The sequence below is a fragment of the Pedobacter sp. AJM genome (genome assembly GCF_002197755.1).
Taxonomy (GTDB): Bacteria; Bacteroidota; Bacteroidia; order Sphingobacteriales; family Sphingobacteriaceae; genus Pedobacter.
Genome location: NZ_NHOT01000002.1, coordinates 29,765 through 54,981, shown reverse-complemented (window position 1 = coordinate 54,981; position 25,217 = coordinate 29,765). Strand labels below are relative to the sequence as shown.

General features: G+C 38.8%; 25 protein-coding genes and 2 tRNA genes. 17 read left to right on the top strand and 10 right to left on the bottom strand.

The genetic code is table 11. The features are described 5' to 3' along the window. Positions 1-149: 149 nt before the first annotated feature. Complete coding sequence (locus CBW18_RS04165) at positions 150-1,022, bottom strand: AraC family transcriptional regulator (RefSeq protein ID WP_088300374.1); 873 nt, start codon at positions 1,020-1,022, stop codon at positions 150-152. A gap of 168 nt (positions 1,023-1,190) precedes the next feature. Here CBW18_RS04165 and CBW18_RS04160 point away from each other — a divergent pair, with 168 nt between their 5' ends. The 4 genes from CBW18_RS04160 (at position 1,191) to rplI (ending at position 3,138) form a co-directional block, all read left to right on the top strand. Next, positions 1,191-1,784: a hypothetical protein gene (locus tag CBW18_RS04160; RefSeq protein WP_088300014.1), complete on the top strand. Its 594-nt coding sequence runs from the start codon at positions 1,191-1,193 to the stop codon at positions 1,782-1,784. 277 nt (positions 1,785-2,061) lie between these two features. After that, positions 2,062-2,418, top strand: a complete 357-nt coding sequence (gene rpsF, locus CBW18_RS04155) for a 30S ribosomal protein S6 (RefSeq protein WP_029283098.1) — start codon at positions 2,062-2,064, stop codon at positions 2,416-2,418. Then, positions 2,418-2,681 (top strand): 30S ribosomal protein S18, encoded by a 264-nt coding sequence (rpsR, locus tag CBW18_RS04150; RefSeq protein ID WP_010599582.1) that lies wholly within the window; start codon positions 2,418-2,420, stop codon positions 2,679-2,681. The genes rpsF and rpsR overlap by 1 nt, the downstream gene beginning before the upstream one ends. Before the next feature lie 13 nt (positions 2,682-2,694). Further along, on the top strand, positions 2,695-3,138 hold the full coding sequence (gene rplI, locus CBW18_RS04145; protein ID WP_088300013.1) for a 50S ribosomal protein L9: 444 nt from the start codon (positions 2,695-2,697) through the stop codon (positions 3,136-3,138). Positions 3,139-3,239: 101 nt separating this feature from the next. Here rplI and CBW18_RS04140 read toward each other — a convergent pair whose 3' ends face one another. Both CBW18_RS04140 and CBW18_RS04135 read right to left on the bottom strand, forming a co-directional pair. Then, complete coding sequence (locus tag CBW18_RS04140; protein WP_088300012.1) at positions 3,240-3,938, bottom strand: SDR family oxidoreductase; 699 nt, start codon at positions 3,936-3,938, stop codon at positions 3,240-3,242. Between the two features lie 42 nt (positions 3,939-3,980). Continuing rightward, on the bottom strand, positions 3,981-4,763 hold the full coding sequence (locus CBW18_RS04135) for a DUF1080 domain-containing protein (protein ID WP_088300011.1): 783 nt from the start codon (positions 4,761-4,763) through the stop codon (positions 3,981-3,983). A 99-nt stretch (positions 4,764-4,862) separates the two neighbouring features. On the opposite strand from CBW18_RS04135, the gene mtgA reads away from it, so the two are divergent. Further along, positions 4,863-5,585, top strand: coding sequence for a monofunctional biosynthetic peptidoglycan transglycosylase (gene mtgA, locus CBW18_RS04130; protein WP_088300010.1), 723 nt, complete (start codon positions 4,863-4,865; stop codon positions 5,583-5,585). Positions 5,586-5,693: 108 nt separating this feature from the next. Here the strand turns inward: mtgA and CBW18_RS04125 are convergent, their stop codons facing one another. Further along, positions 5,694-8,114 (bottom strand): AsmA-like C-terminal region-containing protein, encoded by a 2,421-nt coding sequence (locus CBW18_RS04125; RefSeq protein ID WP_088300009.1) that lies wholly within the window; start codon positions 8,112-8,114, stop codon positions 5,694-5,696. A 120-nt stretch (positions 8,115-8,234) separates the two neighbouring features. After that, complete coding sequence (locus tag CBW18_RS04120; protein WP_088300008.1) at positions 8,235-8,714, bottom strand: ABC transporter ATPase; 480 nt, start codon at positions 8,712-8,714, stop codon at positions 8,235-8,237. Between the two features lie 51 nt (positions 8,715-8,765). Between CBW18_RS04120 and CBW18_RS04115 the strand changes: the two genes are divergently transcribed. Then, entirely contained in the window at positions 8,766-9,251 is a 486-nt protein-coding gene (locus tag CBW18_RS04115; RefSeq protein ID WP_088300007.1) for a hypothetical protein, read from the top strand. Positions 9,252-9,299: 48 nt separating this feature from the next. Here the strand turns inward: CBW18_RS04115 and CBW18_RS04110 are convergent, their stop codons facing one another. Together CBW18_RS04110 and CBW18_RS04105 are read right to left on the bottom strand one after the other, a co-directional pair. Beyond that, positions 9,300-10,088: a (Fe-S)-binding protein gene (locus CBW18_RS04110; RefSeq protein ID WP_088300006.1), complete on the bottom strand. Its 789-nt coding sequence runs from the start codon at positions 10,086-10,088 to the stop codon at positions 9,300-9,302. 118 nt (positions 10,089-10,206) lie between these two features. Next, positions 10,207-11,502: a (Fe-S)-binding protein gene (locus tag CBW18_RS04105; protein WP_088300005.1), complete on the bottom strand. Its 1,296-nt coding sequence runs from the start codon at positions 11,500-11,502 to the stop codon at positions 10,207-10,209. A gap of 229 nt (positions 11,503-11,731) precedes the next feature. Here CBW18_RS04105 and CBW18_RS04100 point away from each other — a divergent pair. The 4 genes from CBW18_RS04100 to CBW18_RS04085 all read left to right on the top strand — a co-directional run bounded on the left by CBW18_RS04100 (position 11,732) and on the right by CBW18_RS04085 (position 14,504). Further along, a tRNA-Phe gene (locus tag CBW18_RS04100) sits at positions 11,732-11,804 on the top strand. A 97-nt stretch (positions 11,805-11,901) separates the two neighbouring features. Continuing rightward, positions 11,902-12,468, top strand: a complete 567-nt coding sequence (locus CBW18_RS04095) for a GNAT family N-acetyltransferase (RefSeq protein ID WP_088300004.1) — start codon at positions 11,902-11,904, stop codon at positions 12,466-12,468. A gap of 72 nt (positions 12,469-12,540) precedes the next feature. Further along, positions 12,541-12,613, top strand: a tRNA-Phe gene (locus CBW18_RS04090). A 307-nt stretch (positions 12,614-12,920) separates the two neighbouring features. Continuing rightward, positions 12,921-14,504: a S41 family peptidase gene (locus tag CBW18_RS04085; protein ID WP_088300003.1), complete on the top strand. Its 1,584-nt coding sequence runs from the start codon at positions 12,921-12,923 to the stop codon at positions 14,502-14,504. Positions 14,505-14,541: 37 nt separating this feature from the next. On the opposite strand, the gene CBW18_RS04080 is transcribed toward CBW18_RS04085, so the two are convergent. Beyond that, entirely contained in the window at positions 14,542-15,144 is a 603-nt protein-coding gene (locus tag CBW18_RS04080; protein ID WP_088300373.1) for a hypothetical protein, read from the bottom strand. A gap of 72 nt (positions 15,145-15,216) precedes the next feature. Continuing rightward, a complete protein-coding gene (locus CBW18_RS04075; RefSeq protein WP_088300002.1) occupies positions 15,217-15,597 on the bottom strand; it encodes a hypothetical protein in 381 nt (126 codons plus the stop codon). 63 nt (positions 15,598-15,660) lie between these two features. Here CBW18_RS04075 and CBW18_RS04070 point away from each other — a divergent pair, with 63 nt between their 5' ends. Further along, on the top strand, positions 15,661-16,179 hold the full coding sequence (locus tag CBW18_RS04070; protein ID WP_253248961.1) for a GNAT family N-acetyltransferase: 519 nt from the start codon (positions 15,661-15,663) through the stop codon (positions 16,177-16,179). A gap of 44 nt (positions 16,180-16,223) precedes the next feature. Here CBW18_RS04070 and CBW18_RS04065 read toward each other — a convergent pair whose 3' ends face one another. Continuing rightward, a complete protein-coding gene (locus CBW18_RS04065; RefSeq protein WP_088300001.1) occupies positions 16,224-17,078 on the bottom strand; it encodes a DUF5694 domain-containing protein in 855 nt (284 codons plus the stop codon). A gap of 200 nt (positions 17,079-17,278) precedes the next feature. Between CBW18_RS04065 and CBW18_RS04060 the strand changes: the two genes are divergently transcribed. The 6 genes from CBW18_RS04060 (at position 17,279) to CBW18_RS04035 (ending at position 25,216) form a co-directional block, all read left to right on the top strand. Beyond that, positions 17,279-18,286: a sensor histidine kinase gene (locus CBW18_RS04060; RefSeq protein WP_088300000.1), complete on the top strand. Its 1,008-nt coding sequence runs from the start codon at positions 17,279-17,281 to the stop codon at positions 18,284-18,286. 43 nt (positions 18,287-18,329) lie between these two features. Next, complete coding sequence (locus CBW18_RS04055; RefSeq protein ID WP_088299999.1) at positions 18,330-19,046, top strand: LytTR family DNA-binding domain-containing protein; 717 nt, start codon at positions 18,330-18,332, stop codon at positions 19,044-19,046. 93 nt (positions 19,047-19,139) lie between these two features. Further along, positions 19,140-19,607, top strand: a complete 468-nt coding sequence (locus tag CBW18_RS04050) for a nucleoside triphosphate pyrophosphohydrolase family protein (protein WP_088299998.1) — start codon at positions 19,140-19,142, stop codon at positions 19,605-19,607. Between the two features lie 861 nt (positions 19,608-20,468). Continuing rightward, positions 20,469-21,563 (top strand): L-rhamnose/proton symporter RhaT, encoded by a 1,095-nt coding sequence (gene rhaT / locus CBW18_RS04045; protein ID WP_088299997.1) that lies wholly within the window; start codon positions 20,469-20,471, stop codon positions 21,561-21,563. A 24-nt stretch (positions 21,564-21,587) separates the two neighbouring features. Beyond that, positions 21,588-23,708, top strand: a complete 2,121-nt coding sequence (locus CBW18_RS04040) for a bifunctional aldolase/short-chain dehydrogenase (RefSeq protein WP_088299996.1) — start codon at positions 21,588-21,590, stop codon at positions 23,706-23,708. A 227-nt stretch (positions 23,709-23,935) separates the two neighbouring features. Beyond that, positions 23,936-25,216, top strand: a complete 1,281-nt coding sequence (locus tag CBW18_RS04035; protein ID WP_088299995.1) for a sugar isomerase — start codon at positions 23,936-23,938, stop codon at positions 25,214-25,216. Position 25,217: the final 1 nt, after the last annotated feature.

Here is a 25,217-nt window from a genome sequence, read left to right as displayed (position 1 = left end):
GGAAAATTTTGGATGTTGTTGGGTTGAAAAGTTTAAATGTTGAAAAGTAGGCGTATTGATAAGCTGCCAGACAGCTGTTTAAATTTAGAACGGATGAATGAGGATTTTAGAAGCTGAATTTGAATTTAGTCTTGGTGCCTGATACCTTATTATTTAATAATGGATTTTAATTCATTTCGATATTCAGACGCACTCTTTCCGGTAAACTCATGGAAGATTTTATTGAAATGGCTGAAATTGTTGAATCCGCTTTCGTAGGAAATGGCGGTAATGCCCAGGTGTTTTTCAGACAGAAGCTTGGAGGCGTGTACCACACGATATTCGTTTACAAAGCGGGTGAAGGTTTTCTTGGTTATTTTTTTAAAATAACGGCAGAATGAAGGTACCGTCATGGCCGACATTTCTGCCACATCTTCCAGGCTGATCTGTTCCTGAAAATGATCTTTTACATAATTGAAAATCATGTTGATGCGATCATTATCCTGTATTTGCGTTTCCAGGGAAAATCCGGAAGCATTCAGAATCTTGAAATCTGTTGTGGCTTCCAGTGACTTAAGTACGCCGAGCAAAGTTAATAATTTATGGAAAGGTTGTTGAAACTCCATGTCTTCGATCAACTTTCCTACCTCTTTTTTGGTTTGCTCGCCGAAAGCAATGCCACCTTTGGCTTTGTCAAATAGCGCTGTCATCCATTTGGCCTCCTGGAGTGACATAAAACCGCTGCCTAAAAAATCTGGCTTCATCTGGATAACCGTTTCATTTTTATTACCGGTGTGTGTGTCAGTAAAGCCACAATGAGGCAAATTACTTCCAATTAAGATCAGATCGCCATCGGTATAGTAAGATACATGGCTTCCGATTTGTCGCTTACCTGCCCCTCCGTTTACAAAAACCATTTCGATCTCCGGATGATAATGCCACATATGGGCCTTATTATTTTCATTTTCTATGTATTTAGAATAATAGAAGGAACTTCCAAAAGAAGGTTCTACAACTTCAAAGCTTGGTTTTAAAGTTTTCATATCAATAAAAATAAGCATAAAATATACTGTATTGATATTTAATAGGTATAAAAGAATAGCTCAGGTTAATTTAGCATATATATTGGAGAATATGCTTTCTTTTTAGCTTTTAAAACACCTGTAATTTAGCCGTATAAATTAATTGTTAACTCTTTAAGCTATTTAATTATGAAAAAGTTCTTACAAATCGGTTTAATTGCAGCGTTATTTTTTAATGTAACTGTTGCTTCTGCAAATGACGGTGATTTTACCCTGAAAGTTAAAGATGAAAAAGAAAAATCACTTCGCTTTTCTTTTGAAGGAAATGAAAATGTAACCCTGTCTATTATCGGAAATAATAATGAAGTGTTGTTTCAGGAGAATATTCAGACTCAGACAGCTACCAGTAAACTTTATGATTTAAATGCGTTACCAGATGGAAAATATATTGTTAAAATAGAATCAGATACCAAGCTGGCGAATTATAAAGTTGGGATATACAATGGCAAGGCAACTGTTTCCGAGCCTGTGTTTTCTGATGTGTTCCATCCGTTAATTAAAAAAGAGGGAGATTTTATTGTTCTTAAAGTGGAAAATGAAGAAGGCAAACCTATTGAAGTTCAGGTGATGAACGAATATAACGACAGCGTATACACAGAGGTTTTCAAAAATAAATCTGTTTTACAACGGAAATTCAATATCAGCAAAACTGATTCGCAATCGCTTACATTCATTATTAATGCCAAAGGCAAACAATTTACTAAAACAATAGAATTATATTAAGGTTAAATATTGCTAATTGATAAAGAGATTGCCTGAGGGTGATCTCTTTTTTTATTTACATTAAGATTGATGTTATTTTTAACCACCTCAGTCATGTTAGGCATTTATGTCAGGTATATTTAAATATGGCTGATGTTCTTTGCTCTTTAGTCTTTTGGCTTTCCTCTTTCTACTTTAGTCTTTTTAATTAAAGGTTTGATTTTAAGAAATATATTGTTACTTTTGCATCCCCGTAATATACCTCGGGATTAAAAAATTAAAAACATAATTTATAACAATGAATCAGTACGAAACTGTTATCGTTCTAACCCCATTGTTATCTGAAGAAGCTGCAAAAGAGGCATTAGCTAAATTTAAAGCAGTTCTTACTGATAACGGTGCCGAAATTATCCAAGAGGATAATTGGGGTTTGAGAAAATTAGCGTATCCAATTGAGAAAAAATCAAACGGATTCTTCAACTTAACTGAATATAAAGCTTCAGGTGATTTGATCGCAAAATTAGAGCTTCAATTAAAACGCGACGAGCGTGTGTTACGTTTCTTAACTATCCGTTTAGACAAACACGCGGTTGCTTACAATGAGAAAAAGCGTAGTGGTGCTTTTAACAAAAAAACTAAGGAGGTTGCAGCGTAATGGCAAGAGAACAAATTCAATACGTAACAGCCCCTAAAGTAGAGGATAACCGTAAAAAATATTGCCGTTTCAAGAAAAACGGAATTAAATACATCGATTACAAGGATGCAAACTTCTTGTTGAAATTCATTAACGATCAGGGTAAATTATTACCACGCCGTTTAACTGGTACTTCGTTAAAATTTCAGCGTAAAGTGGCTCAGGCAGTTAAACGTGCCCGTCACATCGGTTTGTTACCTTTCGTTGCAGATCAATTAAAATAGGAGGCTCAGAGATATGGAAATTATTTTAAAACAAGATATTAAAGGCCTTGGTGAGAAAGATGATGTAGTTACAGTAAAACCAGGTTATGGTCGTAACTATTTAATCCCTCAAGGATTTGGAGCATTGGCTACCGTTTCTGCTAAAAAAGTTTTAGCTGAGAACTTAAAGCAAGCTGCATTTAAACAAGATAAAATTAAGAAAGATGCTGAAGGTATCGCTGAGCGTTTAACAGCTGTTAAACTTTCTATCGGTGCGAAAGCTGGCGAAAGCGGAAAAATCTTCGGAGCGGTTAACACCATCCAGATTGCTGAAGCATTAAAATCTCAAGGTTTTGATGTAGATCGTCGTCGTATTACTTTCGAAACTGAACCAAAATTTGTTGGCGAGTATGTGGCTAACTTAAACTTACACAAAGAAGTTAAAGTTCAGGTTCCTTTCGAAGTGATTGCTGAATAAGTATTTTCTTTATAGAAATTATAAAAATGCCTTTTGATGCAAATCAAAAGGCATTTTTTTTATTAGAATATTAAAAACTATTATTTTATTTTACTTAACCACTATCCTTTAGGCGTAGTTGGCCTGATTTCAATTTTACTCGGCAATGTTCTCGCTGGCATCGCTAATAAATCTACGATCAGTTTTCCCATGTCTTCTGGTTGGATTTTCCAGGCATCGCTTTCAGCATCTGGACTATGATCATTAAAATGAGTCGCCACCGAACCCGGCATGATTGTACTTACTTTCACGCCATATTTTCTTAGGTCCAGCATCACTGATTGTGTAAAGCCGGTTAAACCGAATTTACTGGCATTATACGCCGCTCCTCCCGCAAAAAAGTTGGTTCCGGCTAAGCTTGAAATGGTGAAAATATAACCCTGGTTTTTCTTAATTTCATCCACACTCGCTTTAATGCTGTAAAAAACACCGGTTAAATTGGTATCAATGATGTCATTCCATTGCTCAATATCAATTTCATCAATAGGAGCAAAAGCACCCACACCGGCATTTGCAATTAGAATGTCTAACTGCCCCCATTTTTCAACAACTAAATTAACAGCTCCCTGCTGCGACTGGAAATTTTTTACGTCAGCTTCAATAGCTAGAACATCACCATGAGCGACCAATTGAGATGCCGCCTGGTTTGCACTTTCTATTGTTCTGCTGGTTATGGCCACTTTATAACCGCTTTTTAGGAGTGATTCGGCAATTCCAAATCCAATCCCTTTACTTCCTCCTGTTATTAATGCTACTTTCATATCCTATTAACGTATTCATTTATAAAATGTTTATCCTAACTTTTAAAGTTGCTTAATGAAAATATCTTTAAAGTCAACAGGTTGTCCTTCACTTTGCAATGCTATAAAACCACTTTTGAGCGCTTTTCCATCAATTTTTATTTTAGCATCATATCCATTAGCCACCCCGCCACCAATATGGGGTTTACTGTATTTTAAAACAGTATCTCCATTAATGATATGTTTAATCAGGGAATCGCCTAATACAATCAGTTCTGCAGACACCCATTGGTCACCATCATATGTTTTTGATTTTGAGTCCAGGCAATGTTCCGGGTATAACTTTCCCTGATAAAAAATTTCAGTTCCCGGAGAACACATATTGCCGGTAGGACGTGGCCGGCCATCGCTTAAACCACCTAAAAATTGCATTTCAATGGATATTGGCCAGTCTTGCGCCTCAGGCATTGTTTTAGGGTCCTGGCTGTGGAACATCACGCCGCTATTTCTTAGGGTATAACTCGGCGCTCCCTTTTGCAGCTGGCCAACAAAGCGGTATTTTAATTTTAAATGGTAATTGGAAAAGGGTGTTTTATAATAGAGATGGCCAAACTGATCATTAAAATCTCCGTATTGATCATAACTGACCCGAATCATCCCATCTTCCACCCGGAAGGTATTTCCATAATTTTCGTGATATTGATGGTGATGAATCTTCACATTCCAATCTTTGATATCTTTTCCATTGAAGAGTGATATCCATTCACTTTTATTGGAAATGTGATTCCGTTTGGCCATGCATCCGGTGAAGATGATCAATAAGGTAAGGTAGGACAGGTTTTTCATGTCAATTTTTTAACGCAAAATACAAAAAACGCAGCAAGTGATGTGCTTCCTTGCTCATGTTGGCTATAAAACCATATTAAATTCTTATACCTTTGTATCATGGCCAAAAAAAGACCTTCTAAATTAAGCTCAAAAAAATCACTATCGAAGAAAATCATTAACATTCTGAGTAAGGTTTTTCTTTATTTTCTATTTGTTTCGGTTATCTGGGTTATTGCCTACCGTTTTATTAATCCACCATTAACCTTATTAATGGCGCTTCGCAACATTGAAAGAAAGGCTGACGGGAAGCCATTTAAAACAGAAAAGAAGTGGGTTGATTTTGAAGATATGTCTAACAACATGAAACGGGCTGCCGTTTCAGCTGAAGACCAGCTTTTTTTAACACATGTTGGTTTTGATATGAAAGCGATAGAAAAAGCTTTTGCCAGCAATGCCAGGGGCAAAAAAGTTAAAGGTGGAAGTACCATTTCACAGCAAACGGCAAAAAATGTTTTCTTGTGGCCGGGAAGATCCTGGATCAGAAAAGGCTTCGAAGCTTATTTTACCTTGCTGATTGAGATTTTTTGGAGCAAAGAACGGATTCTGGAGGTTTACCTCAATGTCATTGAAATGGGTGATGGGATTTATGGTGCTGAAGCTGCTGCGCAGGAATATTACGGTAAATCCTGCACCAAGTTAACCAAAAAGCAAGCTGCACTGATTGCAGCCTGTTTCCCTAATCCAAGAAGGTGGACACCCCGAAATGCAACACCTTATATTCGCCATCGCCAATATCTGATCTTAAGAAATATGAACAGGCTGGGACCGCTGGATTTTTAGGCTTTTAGTCAGTAGTCCTAAGTCAATAGTCTTTAGTCAGAAGCCTAGTCGTATGGTATAAAATCAGGGTAGAAGACTCCCGACTCAAGACTTTGGACTCCAGACTAACTAATCATGATCCTTATTCCATCTGATCCTTATTCCACCTTTTTCGTCATCAATGGCTTTCAGGTGAAGCACAATTCCCTTCATTCTCGCCTCGCGTTTTTCCTGACGGGTTAAGTTTTCATCACCTTTAGGGTTTCTTAATGGAATATCCATTTCAACATTGGTTCCTGCGCCTAAGGCATAAATACCTTTTACATTAAAATTCAAGGCACTTGAATTGATCTGCATCGGACTAATGTTAATTTTATCGCCCTGGATATTCAGTATGCCATCTAGCTTTTTGATTTCAACATTAGATAGGTTTCTATTTGCAAATGCAAACTTCCCTACCTTCACCATAGGCTCGAAATTCACGAGGGCGGCATTATTTAAATTAAAAATCACCTTTCCGTTTATGGAGCGGGGAAGAATTTTACCAGTATGCGATATTTTGCCGGATATATCAACCAGTGAAGATAAATAACCTTTCAGATTTTTATTGGTAATGGTATTCTGTCCGAAGTTATCAAAAGAATAAAAGAAATCTTTCACACTGACATGGCTCACTTTCGAGTTGATTTTAAAGGTATTTGAACCGGTTTGCTGAAGGATACTCCCATTTAAAGAAAGGGCACCACCAGCATGTTCCACACTTATTTTGTTGAAGAATATGCCATTGGCGCGAAGTGAAATGTCTGCCGCCAGATTTTTCGCCAGAAATTTATCATAGATGGCCTTACCAACGGTAAGGTTTATATTCATTTTGGAAACCTCCAGTACATTGCTCAATTGTTTTGAAGCCGTTTTCATTGAGTTACCTGACGCCGTTTTCTTTTTAGTGCTTCTTGGTCCTAAGAATGGCATAAACTCATTCAGATACAATTGAGGGCTATGCATTTTCAGATTCACTAAAATCTTATCCGGATCATAATAATATAAATTCGCAAAATTGGCAATGCTACAACTTACATTTAATTCGCTTTTGCCGAGTTGAAAATGACCATCCTGAATGGACAGATCATTCTGGTTAAAAATAATATTCAGCGCACTTTTTACCAGGTGAAGTTTGCGCGGAAGGTAGGTGATATCTGCATTCGCAATTTTAATACCCCCAGAAATTACGGGTTTAGTAAAACGGAAATTATCGATGTCTGCCTGACAGTATAGCCTTAAATCTGCAGTTCCGGCTTTGAATTCAAAATCTTGCGTACCCAACGAATTATTCAGGTTCGTCAGTGGAAACTGTGATGTCACCAGCCCCGTAGCAATGGGTCTGGCCAGGTTAGTGACTGTAAACGTATCGATCCGAATGGGAGCATTATAATACTTGGCTGTTAATGTATGAAACTTTATTGCAGAATTTTCATCACCAATAATTCCTCCTACGGTATCCTGGTTGGTAAAGGAACCATTAAAACTGGCGGCTGTTAATTTTCCTGCGGGAATAGAGATGGTGTTATCGCGAACTTTAATGCCCACTCTGATTAAGGGATCTCCGTACTTTCCGGAACCATCATCAATAATCTTCCCGCGAATGTCAATCGGTTTCTCAATGCCAAATTTTAAAAGTTTGGAAGAAATATTAGGTGATAGCAGGAGCGCAACATCGCGGAATAAAATCTTATCTACAGCGATGCTGATGGCAAATGCTGCTTTATCCAGGTCTATCTTGGCACCAATTTTAAAAGGATGGCCTCCAATGTTCAGCATTTCAGGAGCTAAAATTACGGCATCCAGTTTTCTGCTATAATGTGCGGATAAAGTTCCTTCTAATGATTTATCTTTTAAAAAACTACCCTTTCTGGTGTTAAAGGCGAAATTATTAACCTGTGTTTTGATTTTTACTTTACCTGTCCAGCCACTATCCGGATACTGCATTCTGCCCTGAATCTGGTCAATATTAAAATTAAATAGCTTAAATCGCTTTTGGTTGTCGAGGATTAAACTCACCCGGTTGAAATCTATTTTACCCACTTCAAGTGCCGAAGATTTCGGAGCAGATTTTTTTTCTTCTGTTTTAGGCTTACTTTTAAAAATACTGGTATTACTGTATCCGGTAGAATCGGTATAAATATATACGGCGGCATCATTAATGGCGATTCGGTTGATATTTACATGGCCAACAATTAAGGATAGTATATTTAGAGAAACATTAATTTCTTTGGCTTTAAGCAGATCATGCTGATGCTGTGCCCACAAACTATCCCGGAGCAAAACATCATGTAAAGATACAGAAACACCCGGGAAGCTTTTTAAAAGCGTAGGTTCCATACTACCTGCTGTGATTTGCCCGTTTAAGTTTTTGTTCAGCTGGGCTAATATGGATGACAGTATTTCTTTTTTGTTCCTGCTGATGTAAAAAGCACCCGCCAGCCAGGTTAAAATAATGAGAATGATAATTGCAGAAAGTATTTTTAAGGAAATTTTGAGCCAGCGCTTCATAAACAGGATTTGATTATAGCAATATAATGCTTTTTTGATCTAATTGTTTCAGGCTTAACTAAAAATAACAAATGTCAGGTGTAAAGGCTGGCCGCAAACCTGATTAAAAAACTTATTGAACTATAATAAGTGTGAAAACACGGTGGAGTGCCAGCTGTCTTTAAATGGAACCTCCCATTTCGTTTCCAGTTCGGCTAATGTTTGCACCATGTTATTGAAAACAATTGTATCCTGTGTAATTTGCTTGATATTGACCAGGGTTTCAAAATCCTCTTTACCCTGAACCTTTACTTCACCGTCTAATTTATAGGCAATATTGAACCGGTTAAACAGGTCTATATGATATTCCTGTTCCATTTCCTTAATCAATCTTACCGAGCTATCAATGGAGCAGCCGGTAACGCCAGCCTGGCTTTCATCCACAGTCAAAATAATAAAATAACCATAGCGGATTTCTGCCTTTGCCAATAGTTCATTTCCATGCGCTTTCCATTGACCGGTGAAAGCAGCTAACTTATTTAATATCGCAGTTTCTTCTGCAGCTGTAAATTTACGATCGCTCTGATAGATCCAGACTCTTGATTGTGGAGAAAAACTCATATACAAATTTATAATTTTAATTAAATTAGTTTGCCTTAAAATAATCCCCTTATGAAAAAGTTTACTTTGTGCTTGATAATAGCCCTTATTTCGGCCATAGCAACACTTCTATGTGCTTTTTCAGATCCAGAATCCATGGCGCAATACGTGAATTACCTGCAAAAATCCTTAGTTGATCATTATGATATCAGCCAGGAGGTTAAGCAAATTAAGCGTTATGAACTTAATATTACTAACAATGGATTTTGTCGTTATAAGCGGTATTATAATAACGGTAAAACGGAGTATTTCGCATTTAAGTTGGCGAAATTTAAGGATATGGAATATTATGGTACTACTTCAGCGGGTAAATTATATTTGCATACCAAGGGTGATGATGTGATTGTACAAACCTATAAAGACAGGGGAGGAGATGTGGATTCTATGGCAACACAAGTGGTAATTCCCCTTAAAAATATAGAGGCAGAGGATTTAAATGCAATCAGGGAAAACCTGACCAAAATTTGTGGTTTACCAGCCGTGTTAATCCCGCAATGACCATTTAGGAAACCTTACAGATTGCTTAAAACCTGTAAGGTTTAGATATTAAAGACCATTTGCTCTCGCCGTAATTTCAGCAATATCAAGTACTTTAACTTCCTGTTCTTTATCTTTCAGTTTCACGCCATCACTCAACATGGTCATGCAAAAAGGACAGCCAGCTGCTATTACCTGAGGATTTGTTTCCAGCGCTTCTTCAATGCGCTCAACATTAACGTCTTTTTTACCTTTTTCCGGTTCTTTAAACATTTGTGCCCCGCCGGCACCGCAGCATAAACCATTGCTTTTGCAGCGTTTCATCTCCACCAATTGTGCATCTAAAACCTCCAGTGCTTTTCTAGGTGCTTCGTAAACGCCGTTTCCCCGACCTAAATAACAAGGGTCATGAAAGGTGATTTTTTTACCTTTAAAACTCTCGCCGCCTTCCGCCTTCAGTTTTCCTTCGTTGATCAAATCCTGGATGAGTTGTGTGTGGTGGATCACCTCATAGCTTCCACCCAGGCCCGGATATTCATTTTTGATCGTATTGAAACAATGCGGACAACCCGTAACAATTTTCTTAATGTGATAAGCATTTAAGACTTCAATATTGGTCATGGCTTGCATCTGGAAAAGAAATTCATTGCCTGCACGTTTGGCAGGATCTCCCGTACAGCTTTCTTCGGTACCTAAAACCGCATATTTTATGCCTACATGATGCAGGATTTTGCAAATGTCGCGGGTAATTTTTTGTGCCCGTTCATCGTAACTTCCGGCACATCCCACCCAAAATAATATTTCCGGTTCTTCACCTGCGGCCATTAGCTCGGCCATTGTAGGTACTTTAAATTCCATTTTCTTGTATCAAGTATTTAGTATCAAGTATCAAGACTTGAGGTTATTTAATTGCTTTAGATGATAGGTATCGGATAACAGGTATTAAGCCTTTAAGACTCCAAATCCAAACGCCCAACTATCCCTCTTCTGCCCAATTGAAGCGGTCAGCCGGCGAATATTTCCAGGGTGCCTGGTTATTCTCGATATTGCCAAGCATTGTATTAATACTTCCGGGTGCCTGCGATTCTTCCATAACCGCAAATCTGCGAAGTTCCATAATGATCTGAAGCGGATCAATATTTACCGGGCAGGCTTGAACACAAGCATTACAGCTGGTACAGGCCCAAATTTCTTCTCTGGTGATGTAATCATCTAAAAGTGATTTGCCATCCTGATGATCCGGACCATTTTTATCGATGTTTTTCCCGATTTCCGTAATCCGGTCGCGGGTATCCATCATAATCTTTCTTGGAGACAATAATTTCCCGGTAATGTTCGCCGGACAAGAATCTGTACATCGTCCACATTCCGTACAGGTATAGGCATTCATTAAATTCACCCATGAAAGATCGGTTGCATCTTTCGCTCCGAATTTGCCCGGATCGGCTTCCGCCGGAACAAAAGAAGGATCAAGCATGGCTTTAACTTCATTGGTTACCGATGCCATATTGGTAAATTCTCCTTTAGGTTCCAGATTGGAAAAATACGTATTAGGAAAAGCAAAAAGGATATGGAAGTGTTTTGAATAAGGTAAATAATTTAAAAATGCGAGGATACCAATGATGTGAAACCACCAACAGCCACGTTCTATGGCTATCAAAGCCCCTTCTGAAGCAGGTAAAAGGTTAATCAGGTACTGACTGATTGGAAATGCACCTGCCGTGGTGTAGTGTGCTGCGCCTAAAACCTGCAGTTTAAGGTCAGCAGCATTCATCATTAAAAAGGCAGACATCAGTAATATCTCCGTAATTAAAATATAGTTGGCATCCGATTTTGGCCAGGAGGTCATTTCTACACCGCTGAAGCGCTTTAATTTCATCACATTCCTGCGAATGAGGAAAATCACACAGGCAACCCATACCGTAAAGGCCAATATTTCAAAAGAAGCAATCAGAAAATCATAAAGTCCACTAAGACCATGAAAAATCCGGTGTGTGCCGAAAATTCCATCGATCATAATCTCTACTACCTCAATATTGATAATGACAAAACCGATATACACAAAAAAGTGCAGAAAAGCAGGGATCGGCCTTACAACCATTTTAGATTGCCCAAATGCCACCCTGAGCATAGTCATTAACCGCTTTTGAGGCTGGTCATTCCGGTCGGCAGATTTTCCAAGCCGGATGTTGCGAATAATTTTACGCAGGTTTATGGTAAACAGCACAATTGCTGCCAGTGTTATTACTAGAAAAATGATCTGAGCCACCATGCAATATTAGATTGTTTATGCTAAATTATGATAATAATCTAAATAAATTGCTATGCATGCATAAAAAAAATATTAAAATGATTTGTTTGTATTCATTCTAATGTTTATTCAGCCTGGCTTAATAAGCTCAATAAAATTTAATTGATTGATAATCAGTTCAAGGCTGAAATAATTGAAAAAAAGTTTTGCTTTTGAAAAAAGAACGCTACATTTGCAATCCCAAACGGGAGGTGCCATAGCTCAGTCGGTAGAGCAAAGGACTGAAAATCCTTGTGTCCCTGGTTCGAATCCAGGTGGCACCACTTCCAAAAGCCTTTCAGCAATGAAGGGCTTTTTTATTTTTAAATTTTTTCTGGGTAGCAATGTATTTCTCATTCCGTAATTCCCAATTTTGCTTTTATGCAAAAACCCACAAATGATATTGTGACGTCAAGACTGATTCTTCGTTTAATGGATAAGGCAGTTATTTCCAATTGTTTGAACAAAAATCTGGCAGAGGCAGCGCATTTATTAAAAACACAAATTCCTGTAGAGCTGTTGGATTACCCCAGTAGCTTGCAGTATGCCTTAAAACAATTTGAAGCAGATGAATCTTATTTGCCTTGGGCAGCCAGGGCTATTATTCTTCCCGAAGCGAATCAAATGGTGGGTTTGGTACGATTCCACAGTCAGCCCAATCCAGAATATTTAAAAGATTATGCAAGTCATGCGGTGGAGTTTGGTTATCAGATATTTAAGGATTACAGAAAGAATGGATATGCAACAGAAGCTGTTATTGCCCTGATGGATTGGGCAAAGACAACATTTGGCGTTGTCAATTTTATTGCATCGGTTTCACCAGATAACAAAGATTCACTTAAACTGATTTCAGGCTTAGGTTTTAAAAAGATCGGTGAGGTTATGGATGAAAGAGATGGTTTGGAATATATTTTTTTAAAGCATATTCGTCATGATGAAGTACGCTGAAAAAATTAACAAAAAATTAAAGAAGAATTGCAACTTTAAAAAATAATACTACCTTTGCAATCCCAAACGGATGGTGCCATAGCTCAGTCGGTAGAGCAAAGGACTGAAAATCCTTGTGTCCCTGGTTCGAATCCAGGTGGCACCACTTCCAAAAGCCCTTCAGCAATGAAGGGCTTTATTTTTTTGTACGATAGCCAAAATTCATCCTTGTTTGATCGCTAAAAGTTAAGGTATTGACCATCTTCATATTAGTGATGGGATCATCTTTATTTCAAGCGATATTCTCAGCTAAAAGTAATTTAATCAGTTAATTGTTGTTAATTATTCATAGCAGGTTAATTATTTACAATAATTAAGAATAAATTTAGTTCATGAAAGAATTTAATGTTATTGCTTAGCATCTTTTCAATAGTAAGCCTCGTATATCTACCAATTCCACTATAAACGAAAATATGAAATATTACAAATACAGTTACCTCACCGCTATGATATTGATGGGGGTAAGCTTATTTATGGCCTGTAAAAAAGAGAACGCAACACCCGAACAACCTGTTACACCTGTTGCGGCGAGCAGGGATGAACTGACTAAAGATTCGATTTTTCTTTATACGAAAGAGCTTTATTACTGGAATACTTCGTTGCCCACTTATGATGTCTTTAAGCCACGTAGTTTCAGTTCTAATGAAGCTGAACTTTATGCGCTAACCCAGTATTCTTCAGATCCATCTACCGGGAAACCTTATGAATATGTCAATGGTTCCGGCAATCCAAAATATTCCTTTTTCGACTATGTGGCTACAACAGCTAAGGTTTCAGCCCTCAAAGCTGATGTGAATGGAACATCAAATGATTATGGCTTCTCCGTAAACTATCAAACCACATCAGATTTAAGGGTAAAATATGTTTATCCAAATTCCCCTGCTGCCCAGCAGGGTTTAGCCAGAGGATGCAGAATCACGAGCATCAACGGAAGAACCAATTTAAGCTATAGCAGTGCTACTATAAACTTTTTAAATGATGCTATTTTTGGCAGCAATGCATCTGTTGCACTTACCTTTGTGGGACTTGATAACGTAACCAAATCAGTGACTATTACTTCCTCCAGCTATACCGTTAATCCTATATTTTACACTAATACCTATAATGTTGGCAGCAAAAAGGTGGGTTATGTAGTTTTTAACAGCTTTACCAATAACGTTTCATCTGCATTAAAAACGGTTTTTGCCAATTTTGCATCTCAAGGCGTAACGGAGCTGGTGGTAGATTTAAGGTACAATGGAGGTGGTTATGTTTCTACTGCAACGGAGATGATTAATCTTGCTGCTCCAATTGCTCAGAATGGCAATATCATGTACACCACTTATTATAACAATTATTTACAAAACATCACAACGGCACAAAGAAAGGCCTCTGTTCTTGCGCATCAGCCATTATTAGATGGGGATGATAAGCTTCAGCCATTTACCACTGGTGTAAATGGAAAGTATGCCACATATGCCGATCTGGATTACACTTCTGCTTCAACTGATAATATAGAGCGTTTTGCCAAATCAGGATCTTTAACATTGTCAAGAATATATTTTATTGTGAGCGGATCTACAGCATCGGCCAGTGAGCTGACCATCAATAGTTTAAAGCCTGTGATGGATGTGAAGCTTATCGGTGAAACAACTTATGGCAAACCTGTTGGATTCTTCCCGATCAGGATTGATAAACTAGACATGTATGTCCCGGAATTTGAAACTAAAAATCAGGCTGGTGTAGGCGGATATTACAGTGGATTAACTGTTGATAAAGAAGCTAACGAAGATTTAACGAAATCCTGGGGTGATGAATCGGAAACCTTGTTAAGCTATGCGCTTTTATATGCCAGAACCGGAAGTTTTGTAACGACCTCTGCGAAGACTGCTAGTTTAAAAGCTTCATCGACGGTAATGCCTGAAAAATTATCTGCTGCAGAACTAAAGCAGGTATCCAAAAGTCTTGATCAACACAGTTTTCAGGGCATGCTGCTTAAACCTGGAAAGAAATTTTAAATAAAAAACCCTCGCTGATTTGGCGAGGGTTTTTTATTTACAACAAAATTTTGCTGCTGATATCTTTATTGATGGTGATGTATCCGGGATATTTTACCGGAGTATTCCCTAACATAAAGGTAGGCTTGATCTTAATCGTCAGCAAACCAAGTTTTTCGTCTTTTGATGAAGATCCTCTTTGTGCTGCTTTAATAATATCATTAAAAACGTTTCCGTTGGATACCAGTCCGTAAATATTGCTGACCAATTGCACCGGAACAGTAACGGTTTGCCCTTGTGCGATGCTCACATTCTGATTGACAATACCCTGTGCTAAATCGGTATTGTTCACCAGAATTTTATATTCAAACTGATTGATGGCAGCCAGGTTACTGGAGGGATTGGTGATTTCCAGGTTCAGATTCGCCCTTAATGGAATATCTTTTCTGAGTAAGCCAAGTGCCACACCAGGTAAGCTGGTTAAACTAAAGGTTTGTTGTTCCATTAATTGTTTGATATCTGCACCAGCAATTGATACCTGTTTCACTCCGGTAATTTTATAGGTGCAATCTTCCAGTGCTTTAATTTGCTGTGCCTGCCTGTTTATACCGCAGCTACATACGATGAGGGTAAAAAGGCAAAGCCATATTGTGTTTTTCATGTTAATCATAACGGCAAATTAGTAAAACTATTTCAGCAGTAATCAAGCTTTAACAAAAATTAGCATAGTGTGCTATGGTGTTACGGTTTCAATTCCATTATGTTCATGGTCTGAATCCTTATTGTCATCCTCACCAGCGTTTGCTGCATCATTTGTTTCCTCTTCTTCAGGCGTGTTTTCTTCCGGAGATGACGCTTCGTCTGTTCCAGATTGATCCGTAGCTGTAGCTGCTTTTTCGGCACCTTCTTCGCCTTCTGTTACTTTATTTCCTTCTCCCTTGGTTGGCTCGTCTGTCGGTTGGTCTTCTTTAATATCAACGGGAGTTTCAGATTTGCCAGGTGTAACTTCCGCCTGATGCGCAGATGGAACAACGGTTTCGATTTCTTTCTGAACCTCATCAGTTGGTTTTGGATGTGCGTTTTTGTTTTCGTTCGTTATTTTATCGTTTTCCATGGTATTATCTTTTCTTTAATAAAGGGATTCAACCCTGATTTTGTTTGAATTTTCTTCAATGCTATGGGTGCAATTTTTAACTTTGAAGAAAAATGCGGCATGGCCATCACTTACAGAGAAATAAACGAAGGGGATAATCAAGAACTTGCTGAATTAATCAGGACTGTGTTAAGAGAGTTTAAAGTCGATAAACCTGGAACCGTTTACACAGATCCCACTACTGATCATTTATCCGAAGTATTTAAAGTGGAACAATCTGTTTATTGGATTGCTGAGGAGGAAGGCAAAATTATCGGTGGTTGCGGAATCTATCCCACATCAGGCTTGCCGGAAGGTTGCGCAGAGCTTGTAAAGCTTTATACCTCAGCGGCTGCCAGAGGGAGGGGCATAGGCAAAATGCTGATGCAGAAAAGTATCTCCTCTGCACAGCAATTTGGTTATCATCAAATTTACCTGGAGTCATTCCCTGAATTATCTACCGCTGTTGCGATGTATGAAAAAGCAGGCTTTAAAAAACTTTCAGCACCTTTAGGTCAGTCAGGCCATTTTGCCTGCAACGTTTGGATGCTGCTCATTTTGTAATGAACAAAGTATCCAAAGGGGAGGTCATACAGCAGAATCGTGCATCAAAGAATGTCTTTTAATTCTACAATTTTGAACCTGTTTTCCAGTGCAATAAACTGTTTAATTAAGGAGATGTGGCCCGCGCCCAGAAGAATGACAATCCTTTTATCAGCAGGCTGTGTGATCTTTTGAACCAAAGCATACATGTAAAGGTTACGGCGATACCATTCTGATACCGAATAGGCACCTGCAAAATTTTCTCTGCTTCCTGCACGGTTGATGCTTTGCAAATAGAAACCGGCATTTTGATTTCTGGAGGCTTCCGTATTTAAATCCAGGATGAGATCGGTAAGGCCCATGGTTTTTCTTTTATGATTGGTTGCGGCACCATTGGTTTGGATGACACTATCAATTTCATTTTTTAGTTGCGTTTGTTTTGCACTTTGAATGGCATTCATCACCGTATCAAAAGGCATATCTATGTTGTAATCAATGCCGTATATGGTTTTTAGGTTTGCTTTTTTTCCTGCACGAAAGGCCAGCTGAAAGGTTTCATCTTCCTTGAAGGATGCAAATTGTTTGGTGTGCTGGTATTTTGTATTGATATACTGGTTGTAGGTGCCTGCTTTGTACATCTGGTAAAGGGAATCCAATCCGGCTTGTTTGTTTTCAGGCCATTCCACAAAAATCTGGTCAGGATTAAAGGCTTTAATTTTTTCGGCGATGTTTTCCAGTTCCTGCTGAGGCTTAGCGGCTAAGACATCAAATCTTTCGGTTTTAATCGCGTCCAGATTTGGATTGGCGAAATGAAATGTTCCAATAAGCAATACTTCCTGCTTTTGGGCACTGGCTGTAAATTGAAAGAGGGATACACATAAAATGGTAAACAGAATTGTTGTCGTAGTTTTCATCATCATTGTTATTTGTTTGATGTTCCAAAATTGCAGATGATGCGGCGGGTTCTAAATTAAATGATCCCAAACCACCGGATTATTATCCCAAACCAGTAAAGCCGTTTAACAGGTGTTTGTCTGCCGAAAGCGGGTGTTGGGATAAAATTTTTGAGAGTTGGAATAACAAGATTGATCTATTGAAAAGCTTTATCTAGCTTTATGGCATGAAGCAATTTAAAGTGATCGCTATCCATGTGTTTTGTTGGGTATTAATCCTGACTTATCAATATCTGGGATATTTTGTCGAATCGGTGAGTTTTCCCCTCATTGCATTTGGTATTTCCTTATCTTTTATCCGGATAGCAGAGTTTTATATTTGTTATTCCTGGCTTTATCCCCATTATTTAAAACGGGGTAAAATTCCCCAGCTGGTGTTAGGCATCATATTTACACTGATATTTTTTATTAGCCTGCGTTATCTGATTGAAGAAGTGATTTACCTGAAGGTATTTGGTTTTCATAATTATAATGATCAGACAACCACCTTAAGTTACATACTTGACAATATTTACTATGGAATTTCATATATTATTATACCTGCAGCAGTATACGGTGTGCAGCAAAATTTTAAAAATGAGCTGGCCAACAGGAAGTTAAAGGACGAGGTAGTAAAGTCTGAACTGGCTTTTCTAAAATCACAGATCAATCCACATTTCTTGTATAATACCCTGAATTATATTTATGCACTGGCCATTCCGGTTTCTGATCAGCTGGCAAATGCTGTTTTGAAACTATCTGATTTAATGCGATATACCCTGAATGAAAGTCCCGATGGTAAAGTGTCGCTTTCAAAGGAGGTAGCCTATCTGGAGAGTTATATTGCCCTTTTTAAGATGCGCTTCGAACCCAACTTTTATGTGGATTTTAATACCGAAGGCATTACCACTCAAAAAATTGCAGCCTTGGTACTAATCCCCTTTGTAGAGAATGCCTTTAAGCATGGTGTGGTGAATGATGAAAAACATCCGGTGAGGATAAAACTTAAAGTAAACGGAAAGCGCCTGAGTTTTGAAGTCAGCAATAAAATCAGCCATGCGCAAAAAGATCATTCCAGTGGTGTAGGTTTGGTTAATATTCACCGGCGACTGGATTTAATTTATCCTGACCAGCATGAACTCCTGGTTTCGAACAACGGTAATACCTATAAAACCACCTTGGTGATCCATATGTAGTACCAGAGAATCTTTATATCTTTATCACTTTTAACTTCCAATTATGATCCGTTGTTTAGCTGTTGATGATGAAGCCTACGCATCAGACATCATTGCTGCCTTTATCAATAAAACGCCATTTCTGGAATTGGTGGGTACAACTACTAATCCCTTTGAAGCTTTAAACCAGGTGCAGGCGGGAATGGTTGACCTGGTTTTTCTGGATATTCAGATGCCCGAGCTTACCGGCATTCAATTTCTGAAAATATTAGGGGGCAAATGTAAAGTGATTTTAACCACAGCCTATCCTGAATATGCGCTGGAAGGCTTTGATCTGGATGTGGTTGATTATTTGTTAAAACCGATTCCATATGAACGATTTTACCAGGCCGCTGTTAAAGCACAGCAGATGATTCATCCGGCGCAGCAGGAAATTGTTATGCCCCTATCAACAGCCATCCCTGATTTCATTTTTATCAAGGGTGATACAAAAAATAAATTCATTAAGGTTAACTATACTGATATTCTCTACATTGAGGGATTGAAAAATTATGTATCTGTTTACACCTCAGCTCAAAGGATTGTAACTTACCAGGCCTTAAGAGAACTGGAAAATGATTTACCGAAGCCACCTTTTTACCGTATACATAAATCATACATCATTTCGCTGGATAAAATTAAAATGGTTGACGGAAACACCGTTTATATCAATGATCAGTCGTTGCCAGTAGGTGATACGTACAAGGAAGATTTTTTCAGAATAATCAGGGAACGCCATTGAGGATATTGCCCCTTTCGTGTCAATGTTTAAATTATGTTTAGATAAGTACAGGTGTTTTTTTACTTTTGCTGGCGTAAGTTAAACCAAACCACCATGCAGGAAACAAATTCACTTAATCAGGTTGCAGAATTTCATCACACATTTAAACATCCCATTTTAGATTCGCCTGTTATTCCATCAAAACAAAGGGCAAACTTAAGAATAGCACTTCTGGCTGAAGAATTAAAGGAATTGCAGGAAGCAGTTGAAAATGATGATCTGATTGAAGTAGCTGATGCGCTGTGTGATTTGCAATATGTGTTGGCTGGTGCAATACACGAATTTGGTTTAGGGCGCAAATTTAAAACACTTTTTGATGAGGTGCACCGCTCTAACATGAGTAAGGCCTGCAAAACAGTAGAAGAAGCAGAATTAACCATCAAACATTATTTCGATAAAGATCAGACAGCAGCATATTATAAGGAAGTAGATGGATTGTTTCTGGTTTTCAGAAAGGCAGATGATAAGACATTAAAGTCAGTAAATTATTCTCCGGCTGATTTAAAATCCCACCTGCTTTAATTTTTTTAATAAAGTGATTTGATAGCTGCAGATTTGCCGGCTTTTTTTATTCACTTCATGATTTTATCGTCTTCTAACCCGAGTGATCGTCTTTGCGAGAAGGCTTTTTCAGCCGACGAAGCAATCTTGAGCGGATTAGACTGCTTCATCATTTCTCCTCGCCAGGACGATTTATCTACTATTTAGCCCTTCCTTGTGAATATTTTATTTCCCGCAGATTCCGGGGATCTCGCAGATTTAAGGAGAGTTGAGCGTAATTGGTTTTCCTAACATAGCACTAGTTAAGGTGTACCTTTCTTTTAACTATCTGTTAATCATCATCTGCGGTAATCCCCGTAATCTGCGGGAGAAATTTTATAAAGTTAAATCACTTCAAGTTGTCTTTTAACTCATGTAATCTTTATTATTTCCCGCAGATTCCGGTGATCCCGCAGATTTAAGGAGAGTTATATGTGATTGGCTTTTCCTGGCAGAGCATTAAAGGGCGTACCTTACTTTCGACTATCTATTAATAAGCATCTGCGGTAATCCCTGTAATCTGCGGGAGAACTTTACAAAGTTAAATCACTTCAAGTTGTCTTTTAACTCATATAATCTTTATTATTTCCCGCAGATTCCGGGGATCCCGCAGATTTAAGGAGAGTTATATGTGATTGGCTTTTCCTGGCAGAGCATTAAGGGGTGTACTTTCATTTTGACTATGTTTTAATAAGCATCTGCGGTAATCCCTGTAATCTGCGGGAGAACTTTACTAAAATTAAATCACTTCGGTAGTAAATGAAATTTATCGGCATAACAGTGCATGACAGTTAAATATGCCTTAATTTCTATTTTGGACCAACCAAATATCCAATATAGCGCATGCAGGCAATTTTAGGCGTAATTTTTCATTTTTTCGGTGGTTTCGCATCAGGAAGTTTTTATATCCCATTTAAAAAAGTTAAAGGTTGGGCCTGGGAAAGCTACTGGATTGTTGGTGGAATTTTTTCCTGGCTTATTGTACCACCATTGGCCGCTTATTTAACCATCCCGAATTTCAGTGATATTATTGCTACTACCAATGGTCATATTTTAATCCTCACTTATTTTTTCGGTGTACTTTGGGGGATTGGTGGCTTAACCTATGGACTGGGTGTTCGTTATCTGGGGGTATCACTGGGCAGTAGCATTATTCTGGGATTATCAATGGTGATCGGGTCCGTTTTACCTTCAATTTATTTCGACATTTTTCCACAGGAAGGAAAAGATACCTTCACCATGTTTATGCAAACCGATTGGGGCCGAATGGTCATGCTTGGGCTTTTTGTTTGTGTCATTGGCATCATCATCTGTGGTAAGGCAGGGGTAATGAAAGAAAGAGAAATCAATTCAGATCTTACCGATCCACATGGACTGGAAGTTAAAACAGAATTCAAATTTGGCCTGGGCTTATTTGTAGGGATCGTTTCAGGAGTGTTAAGTGCATGTTTTAATTTTGGCTTAGAGGCCGGAAAACCCATGGCCGATGCGGCCAACCAGATCTGGAAAGTTGCCCACCCATCTGAAACGGGTAACTTTCTATTCCAAAACAATGTCACTTATGTGGTAGTACTTTGGGGCGGATTAACCACTAATTTTATTTGGTGTATGATTTTGAATGCCCGCAATAAAACCTTTGGCGATTACACGAAAAAATCAACCCCCTTATTAAAGAACTACATTTTTTCTGCACTTGCCGGAACCACCTGGTTTCTACAGTTCTTTTTTTACGGAATGGGAGAAAGCAAAATGGGTAATGGCGCCAGTTCATGGATTTTGCATATGGCCTTTATCATCCTGATTGCCAACGTGTGGGGTTTGATTTTGAAAGAATGGAAAGGTGTATCAGGAAAAACATTAACCACCATTATAGCGGGCATATTAACCATTATCATATCAGTACTGATTGTAGGTTATGGCAATTCAATTAAATCATAAATAGAAAAGTAATCATTAATATACATGTCTGTTAAAGAAACAAATTATAAGTACGTCAGCTACTTATGGGATGAAGAAGAGGCCACAAAACTGGCTGGAGATGAAGTTGCACTGCTCATTTATCGCTCTAATTTGTTAGGTGCTGATTTGCGCCTGACCAATTATGGTGGCGGTAATACCTCATGCAAGTTAATGGAAAAGGATCCGCTTACGGGTAATGAAACTGAAGTGATGTGGGTAAAGGGATCTGGTGGTGATTTAGGCACATTAAAGAAGAGTGGTTTAGCGGCACTTTATGTAGATCGCCTGCGCAGTTTAAAAAATATTTACCGCGGTGTAGCTTACGAAGATGAAATGGTGGAACTTTTTAACCACTGCATTTTTGATTTGAGTTCTAAAGCCCCATCAATTGATACGCCATTACATGGTTTTCTGCCCTTTGCACATATTGATCACCTGCATCCGGATGCGGCTATTGCCATTGCTGCGGCTGCTGATGGCAAAAAGATTACGGAAGAGCTGTTCGGCGGAACCATTGGCTGGGTAGAATGGAAGAAACCGGGTTTCGAATTAGGTTTACAGTTAAAACAATGTTTGGATGAGAATCCGGGTATTCGAGGCATCATGCTGGGCGCTCACGGCTTATTTACCTGGGGTGATACCGCTTACGAAAGTTATCTGAATACTTTAGGTGTGATTGAAATCTGTTCCGATTACCTGGCGCAAAACTACGGTAAAAAAGGACCGGTTTTCGGGGGCCAAAAAATGGAAAGTGCAAATGAGGCCAGCCGTAAAAAGCAAGCAGCAACTTTAGCACCATTACTTCGGGGTTTATGTTCTTCAAAACAACACATGATCGGACATTTTACCGATGATGCCAGGGTATTGGAATTTACAAACTCCAATGATCTCGCTCGCCTGGCACCCATGGGAACCAGTTGTCCGGATCATTTTTTAAGAACCAAGATCAGTCCGCTGGTTTTAGATTTGGCGGCTGATGAAGACCTGTCTGATACCAAAGCGTTAAAAGAAAAACTGTTGCCTTCGTTTGAAGCATATAGGGCCATGTATACAGATTATTATGAAACTTGCAAACATCCTAATAGCCCAGCCATTCGCGATACCAATCCGGTGGTGATTTTATATCCGGGTGTAGGGATGTTTACTTTCTCAAAGGATAAACAAACGGCAAGAGTGGCGGCAGAATTTTACATCAATGCCATTAATGTGATGAAAGGTGCAGAAGCCATTTCATCCTATACATCTTTACCTCATCAGGAAGCTTTTAATATTGAATATTGGCTACTTGAGGAAGCAAAGTTGCAGCGTATGCCTAAGCCAAAGCCACTTACCGGTAAAATTGCTTTAATTACGGGCAGTGCCGGCGGTATTGGTAAAGCCATTGCAAAGAAATTCGTTGCAGAAGGCAGTGTGGTTATTTTAAATGATATGAATGCAGCACGTTTGGAAGAAGCCGGAGCTGAATTTGCCAAACAGTTTGGTAAAGATGCTTACAGTACAACACTTTTAAATGTCACCAGTCAGGAGGATATTGATGGTGCTTTTCATGCTGCGGCGCTGGCTTTTGGCGGAATTGATATTGTTGTCAATAATGCAGGCTTATCCATTTCTAAAACCATTGGCGATCACTCGGAAAAAGATTGGGATTTGTTGTATGATGTTTTGGTAAAAGGCCAGTTCTTTATCACCCAGGCTGCAACAAAGATGATGCAAAAGCAAGATGTTGGTGGTGATATCATTAATATTGTAAGTAAGAATGCATTGGTAAGCGGACCAAATAATGCTGGTTATGGAAGTGCAAAGGCTGCTCAACTTCATTTAAGCCGTTTAAATGCAGCTGAGTTGGGTGCAGATCATATCCGTGTTAACGTAGTGAATCCGGATGCAGTGATCAGCGACAGCAACATCTGGGCCGGTGGATGGGCTGAAGGCAGGGCAAAAGCATATGGTGTTACCGTTGCTGAATTGCCGGCTTATTATGCCAAACGCACCTTGTTAAACCAGATTATTTTACCTGATGATATCGCCAATGCATGTTTTGTTTTCGTTGGTGGATTATTGCAAAAGTCTACAGGTAACGTGCTAAATGTAGATGGTGGTGTGGCCATGGCCTTTGTCAGATAAATATAGTGAAGCATTTAATTTTATGATCGGTTCTATATCGGTCATAAAATTTTGAAATATAAATAAATGTAGTTTAGCAGGTTGTTTTCCTGGTCTGTGATGTCCACAGGCTGAAAATGACCTTAATGTGCGAAGATTATAGTTAAAATCATGCCCCTTTATAAACGAGGATGGTATGAAAGGCGATTAATCGCCATAATCATCAGCCTAAATAACCAAGTATAACCATGAATATCGAACAGAACCAGATCGAAAAACATAACGATTCCCTTTTTAGCTCACATCAGCGCAAGATTGACTTTTTAAAAGCAGACTGGTCGCATGTTGATTTGGAAAGTATCATCCGGAAGTTGGTAGATTTTCAGATTGCCATTCCAAGTTGGGCCTTAGGCACAGGTGGAACACGTTTCGGCCGTTTTGCCATTACGGGTGGTGAACCCAGAACCATTGAAGAGAAAATTGAAGATGTGGGTTTATTACACGGCCTGAATGGCGCCAGTGGTGCCATATCCTTACATATTCCCTGGGATATCCCTCAACACGCAGAAAGCTTAAAAAGCCTGGCTTCCAGCTACGGACTAAAGTTTGATGCCATGAACTCCAATACTTTTCAGGATCAGGCAGGTGCTCCGCATAGTTATAAATTTGGCTCCCTTCAGCATGTAAATAAAGCCATTCGGAAGCAGGCCATCGAACACAATATCGAGGTAATTAAACATGGTATTGCCTTAGGGTCTGATGCTTTAACGGTTTGGTTGGCCGATGGATCGTGTTTCCCGGGTCAGTTGAATTTTCGCCAGGCCTTTGAAAATACCTTAGAAAGTTTGCAGGAAATTTATGCGGCATTGCCGGAAAACTGGAAAATGTTTGTAGAATATAAAGCTTTCGAGCCTAATTTCTATTCTACAACAGTTGGCGACTGGGGGCAATCTTTATTATATGCCAGTAAATTGGGTAAGAAAGCCTATACGCTGGTCGATTTAGGTCACCATTTGCCCAATGCCAATATCGAGCAGATTGTTGCTTTATTATTGATGGAAGGTAAGCTGGGCGGTTTCCATTTTAACGATTCCAAATATGGCGATGACGACTTAACTGCCGGAAGTATAAAGCCTTATCAATTGTTCTTAATCTTTAATGAACTGGTGGAAGGCATGGACGCAAAAGGCATGAACCATGCCAAGGATTTAGGCTGGATGATTGATGCATCGCACAATGTAAAAGACCCTTTAGAAGATTTACTGCAATCGGTAGAAGCGATTATGATTGCTTATGCGCAAGCCTTGCTGGTAGATAGAAAAGCATTAAAAGCTGCTCAGGATAACAACGATGTGGTTAAAGCACAGGAGATTTTGCAAAATACCTTTCGGAGTGATCTAAGGCCTCTGCTAGCCGAGGCAAGGTTAAGGGCTGGTGCAGCATTATCACCAATTGCTTTATACCGGGATTTAGATATTAGAAGTCAATTGGTTAGCCACCGTGGAAATACGGTAGCTACAGGTTTATAAT

Bases quoted from the DNA above. Each gene is read 5' to 3' on its own strand.
- rplI (WP_088300013.1), top strand. From the start codon at position 2,695: ATGGAAATTATTTTAAAACAAGATATTAAAGGCCTTGGTGAGAAAGAT.
- CBW18_RS04085 (WP_088300003.1), top strand. From the start codon at position 12,921: ATGAAATATTACAAATACAGTTACCTCACCGCTATGATATTGATGGGG.
- CBW18_RS04060 (WP_088300000.1), top strand. From the start codon at position 17,279: ATGAAGCAATTTAAAGTGATCGCTATCCATGTGTTTTGTTGGGTATTA.
- CBW18_RS04165 (WP_088300374.1), bottom strand. From the start codon at position 1,022: ATGAAAACTTTAAAACCAAGCTTTGAAGTTGTAGAACCTTCTTTTGGA.
- rpsR (WP_010599582.1), top strand. From the start codon at position 2,418: ATGGCAAGAGAACAAATTCAATACGTAACAGCCCCTAAAGTAGAGGAT.
- CBW18_RS04080 (WP_088300373.1), bottom strand. From the start codon at position 15,144: ATGAAAAACACAATATGGCTTTGCCTTTTTACCCTCATCGTATGTAGC.
- CBW18_RS04160 (WP_088300014.1), top strand. From the start codon at position 1,191: ATGAAAAAGTTCTTACAAATCGGTTTAATTGCAGCGTTATTTTTTAAT.
- CBW18_RS04055 (WP_088299999.1), top strand. From the start codon at position 18,330: ATGATCCGTTGTTTAGCTGTTGATGATGAAGCCTACGCATCAGACATC.
- CBW18_RS04095 (WP_088300004.1), top strand. From the start codon at position 11,902: ATGCAAAAACCCACAAATGATATTGTGACGTCAAGACTGATTCTTCGT.
- CBW18_RS04115 (WP_088300007.1), top strand. From the start codon at position 8,766: ATGAAAAAGTTTACTTTGTGCTTGATAATAGCCCTTATTTCGGCCATA.
- CBW18_RS04035 (WP_088299995.1), top strand. From the start codon at position 23,936: ATGAATATCGAACAGAACCAGATCGAAAAACATAACGATTCCCTTTTT.
- CBW18_RS04135 (WP_088300011.1), bottom strand. From the start codon at position 4,763: ATGAAAAACCTGTCCTACCTTACCTTATTGATCATCTTCACCGGATGC.
- CBW18_RS04050 (WP_088299998.1), top strand. From the start codon at position 19,140: ATGCAGGAAACAAATTCACTTAATCAGGTTGCAGAATTTCATCACACA.
- rpsF (WP_029283098.1), top strand. From the start codon at position 2,062: ATGAATCAGTACGAAACTGTTATCGTTCTAACCCCATTGTTATCTGAA.
- CBW18_RS04125 (WP_088300009.1), bottom strand. From the start codon at position 8,114: ATGAAGCGCTGGCTCAAAATTTCCTTAAAAATACTTTCTGCAATTATC.
- CBW18_RS04140 (WP_088300012.1), bottom strand. From the start codon at position 3,938: ATGAAAGTAGCATTAATAACAGGAGGAAGTAAAGGGATTGGATTTGGA.
- CBW18_RS04110 (WP_088300006.1), bottom strand. From the start codon at position 10,088: ATGGAATTTAAAGTACCTACAATGGCCGAGCTAATGGCCGCAGGTGAA.
- CBW18_RS04040 (WP_088299996.1), top strand. From the start codon at position 21,588: ATGTCTGTTAAAGAAACAAATTATAAGTACGTCAGCTACTTATGGGAT.
- CBW18_RS04120 (WP_088300008.1), bottom strand. From the start codon at position 8,714: ATGAGTTTTTCTCCACAATCAAGAGTCTGGATCTATCAGAGCGATCGT.
- CBW18_RS04065 (WP_088300001.1), bottom strand. From the start codon at position 17,078: ATGATGATGAAAACTACGACAACAATTCTGTTTACCATTTTATGTGTA.
- CBW18_RS04105 (WP_088300005.1), bottom strand. From the start codon at position 11,502: ATGGTGGCTCAGATCATTTTTCTAGTAATAACACTGGCAGCAATTGTG.
- CBW18_RS04070 (WP_253248961.1), top strand. From the start codon at position 15,661: ATGGGTGCAATTTTTAACTTTGAAGAAAAATGCGGCATGGCCATCACT.
- mtgA (WP_088300010.1), top strand. From the start codon at position 4,863: ATGGCCAAAAAAAGACCTTCTAAATTAAGCTCAAAAAAATCACTATCG.
- rhaT (WP_088299997.1), top strand. From the start codon at position 20,469: ATGCAGGCAATTTTAGGCGTAATTTTTCATTTTTTCGGTGGTTTCGCA.
- CBW18_RS04075 (WP_088300002.1), bottom strand. From the start codon at position 15,597: ATGGAAAACGATAAAATAACGAACGAAAACAAAAACGCACATCCAAAA.